The organism is Myxococcus faecalis, from assembly GCF_050039385.1.
GTDB lineage: Bacteria > Myxococcota > Myxococcia > Myxococcales > Myxococcaceae > Myxococcus > Myxococcus fulvus.
Window position 1 is genome coordinate 749,072 of sequence record NZ_CP144336.1, and the last position, 13,020, is coordinate 762,091.

Here is a 13,020-nt window from a genome sequence, read left to right on the forward strand (position 1 = left end):
CGGCACACTCCTGGAGAATCCATGTTGCTTGTTGTCAGGGGGTACGAATGATCAAGGGCGACTCGCCGAACCCCGAGACGCCTGGCGCGCCGGGCGCGGATCCGCTCATCGGTCGCACCCTGAACGGCCGCTTCAGCATCCTGGAGCCCCTGGGTGTCGGAGGAATGGGCAAGGTCTACCGCGCCCTGCAGGCCCCCCTGGAGCGAGTGGTCGCGCTCAAGGTGCTCAACCCCAGCTTCCCCAGCAGCAGGGATCCAGGCTTCCAGAAGCGCTTCCTGCGCGAGGCGTCGCTGACGTCGAAGCTGCGCCATCCCAACACCGTCACCGTCATCGACTATGGCCAGACGGACGACGGCATCTTCTACATCGCCATGGAGTACCTGGACGGTCGCACGCTGGCCCAGGTGCTCGGGCAGGTGGGGCCGCTGTCCTGGTCGCGCTCGGTGGCCATCGCGCAGCAGATCTGCCGCTCGCTGCGCGAGGCGCACAGCCTGGGCATCGTCCACCGCGACCTGAAGCCCGCCAACATCATGCTGCTCAACGAGCAGGATCAGGACCTGGTGAAGGTCCTGGACTTCGGGCTCGTGAAGTCGGTGGCGGCGCCGCAGGAGGGGCAGATCTCCCCGGAGATCACCCAGAACGGCACGTTCCTCGGCTCGCCGCAGTACATGGCGCCCGAGCAGGCGCGCAACGCGACGGACGCGCGCAGCGACGTGTACTCGCTGGGCATCGTCCTCTTCCAGATGCTGATGGGCCGGCCGCCGTTCATCGCGCGCGACCACATCGAGCTCATCTTCGCCCACTACAAGGAAGCCCCGCCCACCTTCCAGCAGCTGCGTCCGGACCTCGCGATTCCGCCCGAAATCGAGGGCGTGGTGCGCCGCTGCCTGGAGAAGGACCCGGCGCGCCGCTTCCAGACGATGGACGAGATGCTGGAGGGCCTGCGCGAGGCGAGCATGTCCGCGGGCGGCAACAGCGGCATCTTCAAGCGCCCCGGCGGCGCGACGACGACGGGCCCCTACCCCTCTCCGTTGTTCTCCAGCGTCGGCAGCGCGTCCACCGAGTCGGGTGACACCCTCGCCGTGGACATCAGCGTCGAGGTGCCGGTGGCGGTGCAGCGCGCCCGGCAGCGCACGCTGCTCATGGGCGGGCTCGGCGGCGTGGTGGTCGCCGGCCTCATCGCGGGCGGCGCGGTGCTCTTCATGGGCAACAAGGAGACACCCAAGCCCGCCGAGCCGACGCCCGCCGCCGTCGCGCAGGCGCCGGCGCAGGTGGCTCCCGCGGCGCAGGCGGCGCCCACGCCCGCGGGCAACCAGAAGGTCCGCTTCAAGCTGATGAGCCAGCCCAGCGGCGCGCGCGTGTTCTACCGGGGCAAGGAGCGCGGCGTGACGCCGTTCACCCTGGAGCTTCCGCCGGGCGAGGATGGCACCATCACCGTGGAGCTGACGTTCGCGCTCGAGGGCTACCAGATGGAGACCGTCGTCACGGGCGGCTCCGGTGACGTGGTGCTGTCGCAGAAGCTGCAGAAGCGCCGCGGCGGCCGGGGCGGCGGAGTGGAGGTGGCGACCGCCTCCTCGTCGTCCTCGGATGACGTCGACGTGCCCGAGCCCGTGGCCACGCCCGGGGGCATGTCCGCGCCGGTGATGCTCGCGCCCACGCAGGCGCCCTCGGAGCCGGCCGTTCCCCCCACGGCGGGCGCGGTGGGCGCGGCGGCGGCCACGCAGGCCAAGGGCGTGTCGGGCGGACTGACGGTGCCCGTGCTGCCCACGGCGGCGCTGGCCTCCGCGCGCGGCGACGTGCTGCCCTACAACGAGGACATGCCCCGGCCGGAGATGATCGACCAGAGCAAGGACCTCATCTACACGCGCGAGGCGATGGCGGCGAAGGCGGAGGGTGTGATGATCACCCGCTGCACCATCACCACCAAGGGCCGCGTGGAGAAGTGCCGCGTCATCAAGACGGTGCAGTACATGGAGAAGGCCGTGCTGGACTCGCTCCAGTCGCGCACCTACAAGCCCGTCATCTACCAGGGCCATCCGGTGAACGTGGACTACACCTTCAGCATGCGCCTGGTGGCTCCGCGCCGCTGAGGTCCGTCAGGCCCTTCGAGGACGTGAGCGCCGCCCCCGGCCTTCCGGCAAGGGCGGCGCTCCTGTCTCGGGCCTCAGCCGCGCCGCCGCCGTGTACGCACTAGCGCGAGCGCCGCCAGCCAGCCTCCGGCCACGACGGCGCCCGGAGCCGAGGCGCAGCCGGTGCCGCGCCCGTCTCCCAAGAGGGCCAGCCCCGTGTTCTTCATGATGCACTGATTGGGCGGCAGCCCCTTCGGGTAGATGGAGCAGAAGCCCTCGGCGGAGCCCGCGTCGATGATGCGCTTCTGCGTCTCACCGAGCGGCGCGGTGCGCTCCATCGTCGCCCCTGGATAGGGCACGTGGTCCAGCCCCACCACATGGCCAATCTCGTGCGTCATGGTGTTCTGCAGATCCATGGCCACGCAGTCGACGGACTCGGAGCCCTCCACGCACGGCGGAGCGTCCACCGTGGTGAAGAGGTACCCCGCCGCGTTGACCTCGATGTCCGCGTCCCACACCCGCCCGCTCTCGACGCCGTGGGAGGAGATGGTGATGGCCAGCGTGCGCGAGTCCTCGTCCCAGCACGCGTACTTGTTGCCGCAGGTCATCTCCGTCCAGCACGCGTCGTCTTCAGGGGCGACGTCGAAGCAGTACGTCTCACGGAAGGTGATGATGTTGTAGTTGAACGCGGGGTCCTCCTTCACGTACCCCACCTCCACCTTCCCCTCCCAATCCCTGCCCCGGCGGAACGTGTAGTCGCTGCACGTCGCGGCCACGCGCCGCCACGACTCGAAGGAGGCCTCGATGGCGGCCACCTCCGTGTCGCCCGGCGTGCGCGCGCTGCCGGCGGCATCCAGGTGGTAGACGTACTCGGGGGCGGGCCAGACCAGACACATGCGGCCGTTCCCGTTCGCCGTGGTGCGGCGGTAGGGATACGTGTCCTGAGCCACGGCGGGCGCGCTGGCGACGAGCGTCAGCGCGAGCACCAGGGGCCTTCTCACGGGCGGCCCTCCGCCGCGCCGCGCCTGCGCCGACGCAGCCACGCCCACGCGAGCAGCGCCGGCCCCATCGACGTCGCGGTGGCGCCCGTCGCGGAGCAGCCCTTGTCGCCCACGGGGCCGCCCACCAGCGTGTCCATCGCCGGGTGGAAGTCGGACTGGCTGGGCTTGCCCTTCGGATAGACGTCGCAGACGAAGTCGCGCGAGCCCGGGTCGATTTCGCGCTTGGACACCTCGCCCGGCGGCGCGCTCGGGAACATGGTCGAGCCCGTCACGCGCGTGTGGTCCAACCCGATGAAGTGGCCAATCTCGTGCGTGGCGGTGTTCTGCACGTCGGTGGCGACGCAGTTGCTCTGCCCCTGCGCCGTGCACGGAGGCCCGTCCACCGCGGTGAAGAAGTACCGGCTCGCGTTGAAGGAGATGTCCGAGTCGTAGATGATGCCCGAGCGCTTGTCGTACGTGGTGAGGGTGATGGCGAGCGTGCCGTCGTCGTCATCCCAGCAGTCGTGCTGGTTCGCGCACGTCTCCTCTTTCCAGCAGGGGTCGGTCGACTGCACCAGCCCGCTGCAGTTCTGGGTGCGGAAGAGCACCACGTTGTGGTTCGTCTTGCCGCGCAGGTAGCCCACCTCCCGCGAGTCCACCAGCGGCCCCTCCCGCAGCGACAGGTTGCCGCAGGAGGCGAAGATGTCCTGCCAGCTCTGGAAGGAGGCGCGGATGGCCTGGAACTCGGTCTCCCCCGGCGTGACGGGGTTGCCGTCGCGGTTCAGGCTCCAGGTGACGAGCGGCACCGTCCAGTACAGCGCCTGGGTGGATGGGTCTCCCGCCGTCACCCGGCTGCGCACGTACGGGTCGAACTGACCGACGGCCATCAGCGTGAGCAGCGTGGCCACGGGCATCACGGCGTGGACCCCTTCTTCAGCGCGGCGCGCACGGTGGCCTTCAGCTCCTCCAGCGTCCGGGGCTTCTGCGTGGCCGTCGTGGGCTTGCGCGTGACGGGGTCCAGGAGGAGCGCGTCGGAGTGCTCGGGGATGACCATGGCGGGCTTGCCGGCCTCGTCGCGGCGCACCTGGAACTTGCCCTGCGCCATGCCGGCGACGCGGAAGGCGGAGGCGCCGCGCTTGCGCAGGAAGACGACCACCTCCTCGTCCTTCTTGAAGGTCGCCAGGCCATGCACCGTCTGGCCGACGTCGCCCACCTCGCCTCCGGGCTGCGTGACGAGCACCGTGTTGCCCGGCTGGCCCTTGAGCGGGTCGGTCACCTGGACCTCGATGTCGGTGACGATGCGCCGACCATCCCCGCTCCAGCGGCTCTCCACGCGGCGCACGACGCCATGAACGACGGCATCCGCTTCCTGGGAGAGCTGCGTCACGTCCACGCGAAGCTGCGTGGTCGCGGACGCGGTCCATCCCCCCAGGAGCGCCACCGTCAACATTCCCAAGCGAAATCGCTGACGAATCGACATACGCGTTATCTCCCTCGGGGCGCACCATACCTCAGCGCGCCCATCCGCGTTGACCCCTCGACCGCCTCCCTGCTAATCCGCGCGCCCGTATGACTTCCGCCCCTCGCGTCCGCTTCGCTCCGTCTCCCACCGGATACCTCCACATCGGCGGTGCCCGGACGGCGTTGATGAACTACCTGCAGGCCCGCCGCTATGGCGGCACCTTCATCGTCCGCATGGAGGACACGGACCGCGTGCGCTCCACGGAGGCGTCGGTGCAGGCCATCCTCGACGGCCTCGAGTGGCTGGGCATCGACTGGGACGAGGGCCCCGGCAAGGAGGGCCCTCACGCGCCCTACTTCCAGACCCAGCGCCTGGACACCTACCGCGAGCACTCCCAGCGCCTCCTGGCCGAGGGCAAGGCCTACCGCTGCTACTGCACCCGGCAGGACCTGGAGGCGCAGCGCGAGGCGGCCGAGAAGGCCGGCGCCTTCTACAAGTACCCGGGCACGTGCCGTGAGCTGAAGGGCCCGCCCGAGGGCCGCCGCGAGGAGGAGGCCGTCATCCGCTTCAAGATGCCCTCCACCGAGGGCACCGTGTCGTTCGACGACAAGGCGCTGGGCGTCATCACCAAGCCCTACTCGGACCTGGACGACTGGGTCATGCTGCGCGCGGACGGCATCCCCCTCTACAACTTCGGCTGCGTCATCGACGACCACCTGATGGACATCACGCTGGTGGCGCGCGGGCAGGAGCACGTCAACTCCACCTTCCCCCAGCTGATGCTCTACATGGCGCTGGGCTGGAAGCCGCCCGAGTTCGCGCACCTGCCGCTCATCCTCGGACCGGACCGCGAGAAGCTCTCCAAGCGCAAGCACCCCGAGGCGGACGTGATGCTGCACAAGCGCACGGGCATCCTGCCGGAGGCGCTCAACAACTTCATCATCCGGTTGGGCTGGAGCCACGGCAACGACGAGGTCATCAGCCGCGAGCAGATGAAGGAGTGGTTCGACTTCTCCGGCGTCGGCACCACCTCCGGCGTGTGGAACCCGGAGAAGCTGCTGTGGCTCAACCAGCAGTGGATGAAGGAGCTGCCGGAGGCCACCGTCGCGGAGCGGCTGGTGCCCTTCCTCGAGGCCAAGGGCTTCCAGGTGAAGGGCGACTCGCGCCTGGTGCCGCTGGTGCACGCGCTCAAGGAGCGCTCGCGCACGCTGGAGGAGATGGCGACCACCGCGTCGCTCTACTTCCGCTCCGGCGTCACGCTGGACGAGAAGGCCGCGGCCAAGCACCTCACGGGGGACTCGCTGGGGCTCTTGCGCAAGGTGCGCGACGGCATCGCCGCGCTGCCGGAGTGGACGGTGGAGGCGCTGGACGGCGTGGTGAAGTCCGTCAGCGAGTCCTCCAGCGTGGGCATGGGCAAGGTGGCACAACCCGTGCGGGTCGCCATCACGGGCAACACCACGAGCCCGGGCATCGGCGAGACGCTGCTGCTCGCGGGTCGTGACGAGGCCCTGCGCCGCATCGACGCCGCCCTGGCGCGCGGCGCGTGACCTCCGCCTCACGAAGCGGTGGACGTTCCCCGCTTCGGCCCCTATCTTCGCGAGCCATGATGCGAGCGCTTGACACCATGAGACAGCGTTTTTATAAGGCGCGCCCGCTCGGCGCGTTGATGTGTGCGCTCTGGGCGGTGGTGGCGAGCGCCGAGGTGGTCAGTGGCGCCCAGCTCCCGGACGGCTCCCAGAAGGTGGGGGAGAATCGGTACCGGGCGCCGAAAGACTTCGAGGCGACGTTGGATTACTACCGCTCGGTCTACTCGACGAGCAGTTATCCTCGGAGGCAGATCGTCAACCAGCCGGGCGTGAAGGCGGTCCACATCACCAACCCCTCGGGGAAGAACTTCGCGGGGCTGAATATTTACGAGGCGAACGAGGAAGTTCGCATCTACATCGTCCCGACGCAGCAAGCGGCCAAGCCGGCGAAGAAGCCGGAGCCCAAGTCAGGGAAGAAGAAGTAGAGCAGTCAGCAGGAAACGCCCACCGAAGTTGTTGCAGTCGATGGGCGGTGTTGGTAGTAGAGGCAGCCGCAGTGATTGGGGAATCGTCTAACGGCAGGACAGCAGACTCTGACTCTGCTTATCTAGGTTCGAATCCTAGTTCCCCAGCTCGCAGCACCGCAGTCCGCAGCAAAAAAGCTCGAATCAAGATGGTTGACGAGAGCTGAAGCAGGATGTAGGAAGCAGCAGCAGAAACACGGTGGCTGCAGCGAAATGTCGGCCCTGTCGTCTAGCGGTTAGGACGGTGCCCTCTCACGGCACAAACTCGGGTTCGAATCCCGGCAGGGTCACTCAGACGCCGCCTTCTGAAAAGAAGGCGGCGTTTTGTTTTTCCGGAGTGGGGTGACGCATGCGGCCGCTCGAGGCGTTGCTCGAAACCGAGGACCCCGCGTGGCCGTTGGTGCGGGAGTGGTTGGGCTCGGCGAGCCACCCGGTCGAGGTCCTGCCTCGCGACGAAGCCGCCGCCGGAGCTGTGCTCCACCTGCTTCAGGTGACGACGCGCTCTCCCCTGGGCGCGGTGGCCTACGAGACAGGGGGCCTGCTCGTCGACGGGGGCTGGCTCCGAATCCTGGGCGGCGGAGGCCCGCGCATGCGCGGCAGTCTGGCGACGTGGAATGCGCTGGGCCCGCATCCCGCGGTGGCTGCGAGCCGGGGAATGCTGCTCGTGGCCCATGATGTCCTCGGCGGCTTCTTCGCGCTCGACGGCGGGGCACTCGGCGAAGGGCGAGGCGGCGCGTTCTACTTCGCGCCCGACACGCTCCGCTGGGAGGACCTGGGGCGCGGCTACTCGGACCTGCTGGCCTTCTTCCTCTCTGGAGACCTCGCCGGGTTCTATGGCGCGTACCGCGCGGCCGGCTGGAGCGAAGAGGCCTCGAGGCTCTCACCGGATCAGGGCTTCTCCCTCCACCCTCCCCTCTGGACGGCAGAAGGCAAGGACCTCACCCAGGTGTCTCGACGGGCTGTGCCCATGACGGAGCTGCTGGCGCTTCAGCTCGACCTCGCACGCCAGCTCGACGCCGGCGAGGCCTGAAGCACCGGCTCAAGCCGACGGCGCGAGGATGCTCTGGCGGAACGCGGAGAGCGCGGCGGCCAGTCGGTCCTGGGCTCGCTGGACACCCCGGCGCAACAGCAGCATCCGCACCTTCTCCGGCAGGACGCTGGCGCCCTGCGTGGTGCCGAAGCCCACCAGGTCCATGCGCAGGGTGATGGCCTCCAGCAGGTCACCCAGGTCCGCCTCGGGACTGGCCAGCAGCAGCACATCCGGCGGCCGGCTCTGCAGGCGCTCCGCCAGCGTTCGCCACTGAGGGTCCCCCGTCTCCACCACCACGACGTCCACCTCTTCGAGCTCCGGCGCGTACGGCGGCAGCTCCCGCACCTCGAACCCGGACTCGCGCAGCGACTCCAGTGCCTCGGCGCTGCCCACCACCGCCACGCGGCCCGCCTGGACCTGGCGTGACGACTCCTCGTAGGCCCGGAGCTCCTCCTCCAGCGCCACGTGCGCGGGCTCCGGCGCGTCCTGCCCGGCGGCCAGCAGCGCGGCGGCCTCCCGGGCCACCTCCCGCGCCTGCTCGCGGACTCGCGTCCCGGACGTGCGCCGCTCCAGCGCCGCGCGCACCTTGGCGCGCAGCACCCGCAGGTCATCGAAGGGCTTGAGGATGTAGTCGCTCGCCCCCGCCGCGAAGGCCGCGATGACGGACTCGCTGCTCGCGTAGGCGGTGATCATCAGCGCCTCCAGCGTGGGCTGCAGCGTCCGCGCCTGCGCGACGAGCTCCACCCCGCCCATGCCGGGCAGGTTCTTGTCCGTCACCAGCACGTCGATGCGCTGCTCACGCAGTATCGGCAGCGCCTCCTCCGCGCTCGCCGCCACCAGCACCACGAGGTCCGACTCGCGCTCCAACAAGCGGGCGCAGATGTCGAGCACGACGGGCTCGTCGTCCACCACCAACACCGTCGAGGCGAGCGTTCCCCCCTCCCCACCGTCGCCCTCACCGGTCTCGAACGGGAGATCCATGGCTTTGGAGATTCGCACAGCTTCACGCGGACTTCGAGGCTCGCATGCGGGGACCGGTATGCTTATGCCCGTGGCGAGCTTCGAGGACGCGTTGCAGGAGAATCGGGTGCCCCCGCTGTTGGGCGACGTGCGCCTGCGTTACGACGGGGGCCGGCTGGTGGGGGAATCCCGCCCGCCCCGGTGGGATGCGCGCATGCTGCCGGGCCTGTGTGTCGGTGTCGCCGTGGGCTGCGCCCTGGGCGCCGCCGTCCTGGTGGGACAGGAGAAGGGCTCGCTCCCGGCCGCCTCCGCCACCCTGGCCCTGGTGGCCGCGGCCCTGGTGGGAGCCGCCCTCCGGCTCGAGTCGAAGCTCGGCCGCCGCCGCTTCGTGCTCCACTTCCGCTCGGAGACCCTGCGAGTCGAGCGACTGGCGTGGACTCCCGGCGCCACCCGCACGGAGCTCATCCCCTTCGACGAGGTCCGCGCCGTGCACATCGTCGAGCGCACCGGCTCCGGCTACGCGCTGGTCGTGGAGTACGGCCCCCAGGGCGCCCAGGCCCGGCGCGCCGTGCTGGTGGAGAAGGTGCGCCACGCGGAGGGAGAGACGCTCCACCGCGTGTGGCGCATGCTCAGCAACGCCTTCGGCCTCAGAGGGGCGGGGCTCGCCGGAGGGTGATTTCGATGTCCGTGCCCTCGCCGGGCGTGGACGACAGCCGCAGGTTGCCTCCCGCCTGCGCCACCAGCTCGCGGCAGATGGACAGGCCCAGGCCCGTGCCGATTCCCACCGGCTTCGTCGTGAACAGCGGCTGGAACACGCGCTCCTGCAGGTCCACGGGGATGCCGCAGCCGTTGTCCGCCACCGTCAGCACCACGTCGTCGGGCCGCACCGCCCAGCGCACCTCGATGCGCCCCTGCCGCCCCGTGCCCGACATGGCCTGCGCGGCGTTCACCACGAGGTTGAGCAGCACCTGGCACAGCTTCACCGGCCCGAAGATGACGCGCACCGCCTCGCCGTTGCTCGTCAGCCGTGCCCTGTCCCGCACCTCCGCCCGCGCCAGCTTCACCGCGAAGGAGACCACCTCGGCCACGTCCGCGGTGGCCTCCATGTCCTCGCCGCGCGCCTGGGCCCTCAGGCCCAGCGCCACCTGACGCAGATGCTCGGCGCCGTCCGCCAGGTCCTTGATGAGCGCGGGCAGGTCCTCCACCGTCTCCGCCACCGACGGGTTCGGGTCCGAAGACAGGTGCTTGGACACGTACTGGATGACGCTCGTCAAATCCCGCTGCAGCGAGGACACGTTCTGCGACAGGTAGCCCACCGGGCCCATCAGCTCGTGCGCGATGCCCGCCGTCACCTGCCCCAGCGTGGCCAGACGCTCCGACTTCATCATCCGCCCTTCCACCTCGCGGATGCGCAGCTCCAGCCGGGCAATCTTCAGCGCGTCGTCCAGCGCCGCCTGCAGCTCCGAGCGGTCCCACGGCTTGACGAAGTAGCGCGTCACCTGGCCGCGGTTCACCGCGTCGATGACCGCCTGCATGTCCGCGTATGCCGTGACGAGCATGCGCTTGGCGTCGGGGGCAATCGAACGCGCGCGCTCCAGCAGCTCCACGCCCGTCATCCCCGGCATCCGCTGGTCGGAGAGGATGACGCCAATCTCGCCCTTGCGCTGCTCGAGCAACGCCAGCGCCTCGCTGGGAGACGCGCTGCGGAAGATGCGGAAGCGCTGTCCGAAGTTCGCGTCGAAGACCCGCAGGTTCAGCGCGTCATCGTCGACGTACAGCACCGCGGGTAGTTCAGACGGGTTCATGACGCTCCTCCTGGCCGGCTATCCCTCAAAGAGGCCAGGCTGGTGCCGCCTAGAATAGCGCCTCCTCCGACTCCCTTTCTGCTGGGTGCCGACGGAACCGTCCCCCCGGGACGTAATGCCTCGCGAACTCTAGACCAACCAGACAGGTTTGACCCCCAGGAAAATCCAGACGAGTGCCCGTCACCCTGCCCGTTCACCGGGCATGCCGGCGACGGGAGGGCGCAGGAGGAGTGAGGGTTCAGCGAGTGGAGGTGAGGACGGGCGCGGGTGTGTCCGGGGACGCCAGGGCATCACCGGTGTCCTGCTCCAGGGCCACGGCCACCGCGTCCACGGAGGCGAAGCGGCCCCTGGGGAGGGCGCCCAGCAGCGAGAGCACCGTGGGCGGGGCCTCGTTCTCACGAGCCACCCAGGTGAGCTCTTCCGCGGTGAGGGGGAACACCGCGCCGAGCAGGGCCTGGTGCAGCGACTGCGCGAGAGGCAGCGGCGGGCCCACCCGCTCCTCCAACTCCGACACACCCTGGACAAGCCGTTCGCGTGTCATGTCGTCGTTCATTTGGACGAAGTTAAGCAGCGAACCGATTCGGCTGCCGGCCTTTTTTTCGTGCCCGCCCAGCAACCGGGAGAGCGGGCCACGCAGCGGGCCCCGGGTGGCCACCTTCCGCGGGGCGCCCCACCGTTAATCGCGCAACTTCACACGCACCCTCAGGAGGGACTTCGTCATGGCGCACCAGGACAAGCCCGACGACAAGCCGCGCAAGGCGGGCAGTGACGCGGATTACGCCGAGCGCATCGACCACGTGGAGGCCACGCGCCCCGAGCCCTGGCCCGGAATCCGCGGACGCTCGCACGAGGATGAGCAGGAGCTCCCCACCGGCACGCCGCGCGAGCAGCAGGCCCGGGTGACGGAGGCGCAACGCAAGCTCGAGGAGGAAGAGGCGAGCGAGCGCGAGCCCACCCGCGAGTAGAAACGAGAGGGCCCGCTCCCAGCCGCTCCGGGGACGGAGCGAGGAAGCGGGCCACTCACCTGCAAGCAGCCTAGAAGAGCAGCCGCGTGGGGTGCTCCAGCAGGCCGCGCAGCTCGCGGAGGAACTCCGCGCCGATGGCACCGTCGACGATGCGGTGGTCGCACGACAGCGTGGCCGACATCATCTTGCGGATGACCATCTGCCCGTCGCGCACCACGACCTTGTCCGTCACCGCACCCACCGCGAGGATGGAGGCCTGCGGCGGGTTGATGATGGCGGCGAAGTTGTCGATGCCGTACATGCCCAGGTTGCTCACGGTGATGGAGCCGCCCGTGTACTCCTCGGGCTTGAGGGCCCGCTTGCGCGCGCGCTCCGCCAGCTCGCGAATCTCCGTGGACAGCGCCTGCAGCCCCTTGGTGTCCGCGTCGCGGACGATGGGGGTGATGAGGCCCTGCTCCAGCGCCACCGCGATGCCCACGTCCACCGAGCCGTGGTGGATGACCTGGTCACCCTGCAGCGACACGTTGACCTTCGGGTAGCGGCGCACGGCCATGGCCACGGCCTTCACGATGAGGTCGTTGACGGAGACCTTGAGGTCCATCGCCTTCGCCTCCTCGCGCACCTTCACCGCGGCGTCCATCTCCACCTCGATGGTGAGGTAGAAGTGCGGCACGCCGGGCTTCACCTCCGTCATCCGCTGCGCGATGACCTTGCGCATGGAGGACAGGGGCTCGGTGCGGGACTCCGCGCGCGCCACCGTCGGCGCCGAGGGGCCCTTCCTCGCGGCCGGCGCGGAGGGCGCCTGCGCGGGGGCCTTCGCTCCACCCTTGGCCAGCGCCTCCTCGATGTCGCGCTTCACCACGCGACCCGAGGGACCCGAGCCCTGCACCTGCGCGATGTCCAGCCCGCGCGCCTGGGCAATCTTCTTGGCGAGCGGACTGGCCCGGACCCGGCGTCCCCCACCGGACGCGGAAGGCGCCTGGGGAGCGGGAGCCTGGACCGGCTGCGCGGCGGGAGCGGCCTTGGGGGCCTCGGGCGCGGCGGCCTTCGGCGCGGGAGCGGCGGCGGCCGCCTTGCCCCCCTTGGGCGTGAGGTACGCGATGGGCGAGCCGACCGGGGCCGTCTGGTTCTCACCGACGACGATCTCCGCCAGTGTCCCGTCGTCGTAGGCCTCGATCTCCAGGTTGGACTTGTCCGTCTCCAGCTCGGCCAGGGCCTCGCCGGAGGAGACCTTGTCCCCCACCTTCTTCAACCACTTGACGATCTTCCCCTCCGTCATCGTCGGGGACAGGCTCGGCAGCTGGATGGCGATGCGGTCCCCACCACCGGACGCGGCGGGCGCGGCAGCGGGCTTGGGGGCCTCGGGCGCGGCGGCCTTCGGCGCGGGAGCGGCGGCGGGCGCGGGAGCCGGCGCGGCGGCCTTCGGCGCGGGCGCGCCTCCGGCGGCGACCTTCTCGCCCTTCGCGCCGACATAGGCGATGGGCGCGCCGACGGGGGCCGTCTGGTTCTCGCCGACGACGATCTCCAGCAGGTAGCCGTCGTCGTACGCCTCGATCTCCAGGTTGGACTTGTCCGTCTCCAGTTCGGCGATGGCCTCACCGGAGGAGACCTTGTCCCCCACCTTCTTCAGCCACTTGACGATCTTCCCCTCCGTCATCGTCGGGGACAGGCTCGGCATCTGAATGGGCGTGGCCATACG

General features: G+C 69.9%; 13 protein-coding genes and 2 tRNA genes. 8 read left to right on the forward strand and 7 right to left on the reverse strand.

The features are described from left to right. The first annotated feature begins 47 nt into the window (after window positions 1-47). A complete protein-coding gene (locus VZQ01_RS02855; RefSeq protein ID WP_223746787.1) occupies window positions 48-2,090 on the forward strand; it encodes a protein kinase domain-containing protein in 2,043 nt (680 codons plus the stop codon). Between the two features lie 74 nt (window positions 2,091-2,164). On the opposite strand, the gene VZQ01_RS02860 is transcribed toward VZQ01_RS02855, so the two are convergent. Genes VZQ01_RS02860 through VZQ01_RS02870 form a run of 3 tightly spaced genes read right to left on the reverse strand, consistent with a single transcriptional unit; the run spans window position 2,165 to window position 4,529 of the window. After that, window positions 2,165-3,070, reverse strand: a complete 906-nt coding sequence (locus VZQ01_RS02860) for a myxosortase-dependent metalloprotease, MXAN_2677/MXAN_2678 family (RefSeq protein ID WP_408890830.1) — start codon at window positions 3,068-3,070, stop codon at window positions 2,165-2,167. Continuing rightward, a complete protein-coding gene (locus tag VZQ01_RS02865; protein ID WP_426746859.1) occupies window positions 3,067-3,966 on the reverse strand; it encodes a myxosortase-dependent metalloprotease, MXAN_2677/MXAN_2678 family in 900 nt (299 codons plus the stop codon). The genes VZQ01_RS02860 and VZQ01_RS02865 overlap by 4 nt, the downstream gene beginning before the upstream one ends. Beyond that, a complete protein-coding gene (locus VZQ01_RS02870; RefSeq protein WP_223746784.1) occupies window positions 3,963-4,529 on the reverse strand; it encodes a hypothetical protein in 567 nt (188 codons plus the stop codon). The genes VZQ01_RS02865 and VZQ01_RS02870 overlap by 4 nt, the downstream gene beginning before the upstream one ends. An 89-nt stretch (window positions 4,530-4,618) precedes the next feature. Here VZQ01_RS02870 and gltX point away from each other — a divergent pair, with 89 nt between their 5' ends. From gltX to VZQ01_RS02895, 5 genes are all read left to right on the forward strand, one after another. After that, on the forward strand, window positions 4,619-6,058 hold the full coding sequence (gltX, locus tag VZQ01_RS02875) for a glutamate--tRNA ligase (protein WP_408890832.1): 1,440 nt from the start codon (window positions 4,619-4,621) through the stop codon (window positions 6,056-6,058). Between the two features lie 77 nt (window positions 6,059-6,135). Beyond that, window positions 6,136-6,522, forward strand: coding sequence for a hypothetical protein (locus VZQ01_RS02880; RefSeq protein WP_223746782.1), 387 nt, complete (start codon window positions 6,136-6,138; stop codon window positions 6,520-6,522). A gap of 76 nt (window positions 6,523-6,598) precedes the next feature. After that, window positions 6,599-6,669: transfer RNA gene (locus tag VZQ01_RS02885), tRNA-Gln, on the forward strand. Window positions 6,670-6,779: 110 nt separating this feature from the next. Further along, window positions 6,780-6,851, forward strand: a tRNA-Glu gene (locus VZQ01_RS02890). 59 nt (window positions 6,852-6,910) lie between these two features. Continuing rightward, complete coding sequence (locus VZQ01_RS02895; RefSeq protein ID WP_426746861.1) at window positions 6,911-7,591, forward strand: DUF2625 family protein; 681 nt, start codon at window positions 6,911-6,913, stop codon at window positions 7,589-7,591. A 9-nt stretch (window positions 7,592-7,600) separates the two neighbouring features. Here the strand turns inward: VZQ01_RS02895 and VZQ01_RS02900 are convergent, their stop codons facing one another. Beyond that, entirely contained in the window at window positions 7,601-8,572 is a 972-nt protein-coding gene (locus VZQ01_RS02900; RefSeq protein ID WP_194869019.1) for a response regulator, read from the reverse strand. Window positions 8,573-8,630: 58 nt separating this feature from the next. On the opposite strand from VZQ01_RS02900, the gene VZQ01_RS02905 reads away from it, so the two are divergent. After that, the gene (locus tag VZQ01_RS02905) at window positions 8,631-9,227 is read left to right on the forward strand and encodes a hypothetical protein (RefSeq protein WP_141323249.1); all 597 of its coding nucleotides are present in this window, start codon (window positions 8,631-8,633) and stop codon (window positions 9,225-9,227) included. On the opposite strand, the gene VZQ01_RS02910 is transcribed toward VZQ01_RS02905, so the two are convergent. Both VZQ01_RS02910 and VZQ01_RS02915 read right to left on the reverse strand, forming a co-directional pair. Beyond that, window positions 9,199-10,356: a sensor histidine kinase gene (locus tag VZQ01_RS02910; RefSeq protein WP_141323248.1), complete on the reverse strand. Its 1,158-nt coding sequence runs from the start codon at window positions 10,354-10,356 to the stop codon at window positions 9,199-9,201. The two genes, VZQ01_RS02905 and VZQ01_RS02910, sit on opposite strands and share 29 nt — an antisense overlap. 238 nt (window positions 10,357-10,594) lie before the next feature. Next, entirely contained in the window at window positions 10,595-10,897 is a 303-nt protein-coding gene (locus VZQ01_RS02915) for a DUF2795 domain-containing protein (protein WP_223746780.1), read from the reverse strand. A gap of 178 nt (window positions 10,898-11,075) precedes the next feature. Here VZQ01_RS02915 and VZQ01_RS02920 point away from each other — a divergent pair, with 178 nt between their 5' ends. Continuing rightward, window positions 11,076-11,321 (forward strand): hypothetical protein, encoded by a 246-nt coding sequence (locus tag VZQ01_RS02920; protein WP_408890836.1) that lies wholly within the window; start codon window positions 11,076-11,078, stop codon window positions 11,319-11,321. 70 nt (window positions 11,322-11,391) lie between these two features. Here VZQ01_RS02920 and VZQ01_RS02925 read toward each other — a convergent pair whose 3' ends face one another. After that, window positions 11,392-13,017: a pyruvate dehydrogenase complex dihydrolipoamide acetyltransferase gene (locus tag VZQ01_RS02925; protein WP_267696720.1), complete on the reverse strand. Its 1,626-nt coding sequence runs from the start codon at window positions 13,015-13,017 to the stop codon at window positions 11,392-11,394. Window positions 13,018-13,020: the final 3 nt, after the last annotated feature.